This window comes from Streptomyces longispororuber, from assembly GCF_024448165.1.
GTDB classification, from domain to species: domain Bacteria; phylum Actinomycetota; class Actinomycetes; order Streptomycetales; family Streptomycetaceae; genus Streptomyces; species Streptomyces longispororuber_A.
On the sequence record NZ_JAMOLN010000411.1, the window covers coordinates 1 to 2,760 of the forward strand.

Genomic DNA, 2,760 nt, shown 5'->3' on the forward strand with positions numbered 1-2,760 from the left:
ACCGCCCGCCGTTTCGACCACGTCGCGGAGCAGCGAGCCCAGGCGGGTGGCCGCTCGCAGGGGCGGGCCGGTGAGGAGGGCGCCGGTGTCCGGGGTGCGGAACACCGCGACCGCGCCCGCCGGGATCGCCACCGGGTCGCCGTGCCGGATGGCGCGGGCCGCCGCGTCCAGGATCGAACCGGTGGCAGCGAGGAGCTCCCTGACCCGGTCGCGTTCGGGCCCCTCCGCCGGGACGCCGACCGCCGGATCGGCGAGGGAGGCGAGGACCGGGCGGATGCGTTCGGCGAGGCCGCGCGCGCCGTGCAGCTGGGCGGGGCGGGTGCGGGCCTGGCGCGGGGTGAGGGCGGCGGCGCTGCGGGCCAGCATCAGCGGTTCCGGGTCGAACGGGGCGACCGGGTCGTGGCGCAGCCGGCGCGCGTAGTCGGCCTCGGCCGCGAGGGCGTCGGCGAGCGCGTCGCGCTGCGCTCCCCATCTCCGTACGGGAAAGAGGATCACCAGGGCCGCCTGGACCAGGCCGCCGAAGATCATCATCGCGGCGTGCGCGGCGGCCTCGGAGATCGACGTCGGCAGGGTGATGGTCACCAGCATCATCGCGACGTTCGACGAGGCGATGATGCCGATGGTCGGGCCCGCCGCCCAGGACAGGCCCGCCAGGAACGTCCAGACGGCGAGGAGGGGCAGGAAGAGGGCCAGGTGGGAGCCGGTGAGGTAGCCGAGGAACGTGGAGATGCCGAGGCTCGCGCCGGAGGCCACGGCCAGCTCGGGGCGGGGCCGCCAGCTGCGCTGGAACGTCGCGATCGCCGCCTGGAACGCGCCGAACGCCGAACCGGCCGCCACCAGCGGCCCGAACAGCGCGAGGCTCACGGCGATGACGATGGCGAGACCCGCCGCGCCGCGCAGGGCGATCGAGGGTTCCAGCCGTTTCCGCTCGACCGTCAGTCCCGAGCGGGTGGTGTCCTTCAGCGCCCGGAACCAGCTCACCCCGCCAGAATACGGGCGCGGTGGACAAATGACCCAAAAATGGACCTAGCCATCCCGCAGGGCTCCGCACTCCTGAGCCGCGCCGCCTCAGCCCTCGTCGCGGAGCACCAGGGCCAGCAGCCCCGGGAAGCGCGCGTCGAACTCCTCGCGGCGCAGCCGGTTCAGCCGGCGCGGCCCCGCGTCCTTCTGCTCCAGCAGTCCCGCCTCGCGCAGCACCGCGAAGTGCCTGCTGAGCGTGGCCTTGGTGACCGGTACGTCGAAGGTCCCGCAGGTCCGCTCCCAGGGTCCCGACGCGGCCAGCTCCCGCACGAGGGTGCGGCGGACCGGGTCCGCGAGGGCGAGCAGCGCCGATTCGAGGGACACCTCCCGGGGGTCGATGTGGACCGGTGCCGCCCGGTGGCTCCCACCCGTGGCCGTCGATGTCATGCCCTGCACTCCCTTCCTCGCCTCCGGCCCGCCCTGCAGGCCGGCCGTCTCCCGGTGGCCCGAACGCCTTGCAGAGTGTTCGACGCCGTGCGTACACTCCGGAGCGAGTGTTCGTTCCCCGTCAAACAGTTTACCGTCCTGCACGGAGGAGTCCGCCATGCCCGCGTCCCCGCAGCCACCCTCCCCCATCGGCGTCGGCATCGTCGGGCTCTCCGCCCGGCGCGGCTGGGCCTCCAGTGCCCACCTGCCCGCCCTGCGCGGCCTCAAGGGCTTCGAGGTACGGGCCCTCTCCGCCAGCAGCGCCGAGTCCGCGCGGCAGTCCGCCGAGAAGCACGGCGTCGCCCACCACTTCGGGACCGCCGCCGAACTGGCCGCGTCCGACGCGGTCGACCTGGTGGTCGTCACCGTCAAGGTGCCGGACCACCGCGAGATCGTCAGGGCCGCTCTGGCCGCGGGCAAGGCGGTGCTCTCCGAGTGGCCGCTGGGCACCGGCCCCGCCGAGGCCGAGGAGCTGGCCTCCCTCGCCGCCGCGCACCGGCTGCGCACCTTCACCGGGCTGCAGGCGCGCTCCGCCCCGGTGGTGCGGCACCTGCGCGACCTGGTCGCCGACGGTTACGTGGGCGAGGTGCTGTCGACCACCCTGGTCGCGGACGGGCGGGGCTGGGGAGCCGCGTTCCCGGAAGGCGGCGCGTACCTGCTGGACCGCAGGTCGGGCGCGAACCTGCTGACCATTCCGTTCGGGCACACCCTGGACGCCCTGACCATGGTGCTCGGCGACCTCGACGAGGTCGGCGCGGTCACCGCCACCCGCCGCCGGGCGATCGAGGACCCGCAGACCGGCCTGGTCCACCGGCCCGACGTCCCCGACCAGGTGGTCGTCGGCGGCGTGCTCTCCTCCGGCGCGGTGGCCTCCGTGCACTACCGGGGCGGCCGGTCACGGGGCACCGGCTTCCGCTGGGAGATCAACGGGACCGACGGGGACCTCGTCGTCACCGGTGACCACGGGCACCTCCAGATGGGCGAGTACGCCGTCACGGGGGCCCGCGGCGCCGACACCGCGCTCGGCCCGCTCCCCGTGCCCGAGCACTACTTCGAGCCCGAACTCCGGGAGCTGCGCGGCACCACCGCCTACAACGTCGGCGCCGCCTACGCCCAGATCCGCCGCGACCTGACGGACGGCACCTCGCTGGTACCCGACTTCGCCCACGCCGCCCGGCACCACCGACTGCTCGACCGCATCGAGCGCGCGGCGCGACGCGACTGACCGCAGGGGCGGGCCGCTCGGCGCCCGGCCACGACCCCGCGGCACCTCCGCCGGGCCGGCCAGGCGCCCGATCACCGGCCCGCGGCACC

General features: G+C 75.2%; 2 protein-coding genes and 1 pseudogene. 1 reads left to right on the forward strand and 2 read right to left on the reverse strand.

Annotation, left to right across the window (positions count from 1 at the left end; translation table 11 throughout):
* Together M4J07_RS47485 and M4J07_RS47490 are read right to left on the reverse strand one after the other, a co-directional pair.
* A pseudogene (locus tag M4J07_RS47485) lies at positions 1-981 on the reverse strand (FUSC family membrane protein); the annotation flags it as partial.
* A gap of 87 nt (positions 982-1,068) precedes the next feature.
* Positions 1,069-1,407: an ArsR/SmtB family transcription factor gene (locus tag M4J07_RS47490; protein WP_255983585.1), complete on the reverse strand. Its 339-nt coding sequence runs from the start codon at positions 1,405-1,407 to the stop codon at positions 1,069-1,071.
* Between the two features lie 157 nt (positions 1,408-1,564).
* Here M4J07_RS47490 and M4J07_RS47495 point away from each other — a divergent pair, with 157 nt between their 5' ends.
* Positions 1,565-2,671: a Gfo/Idh/MocA family protein gene (locus M4J07_RS47495; protein WP_255983587.1), complete on the forward strand. Its 1,107-nt coding sequence runs from the start codon at positions 1,565-1,567 to the stop codon at positions 2,669-2,671.
* Positions 2,672-2,760: the final 89 nt, after the last annotated feature.

Bases quoted from the DNA above. Each gene is read 5' to 3' on its own strand.
- M4J07_RS47490 (WP_255983585.1), bottom strand. From the start codon at position 1,407: ATGACATCGACGGCCACGGGTGGGAGCCACCGGGCGGCACCGGTCCAC.
- M4J07_RS47495 (WP_255983587.1), top strand. From the start codon at position 1,565: ATGCCCGCGTCCCCGCAGCCACCCTCCCCCATCGGCGTCGGCATCGTC.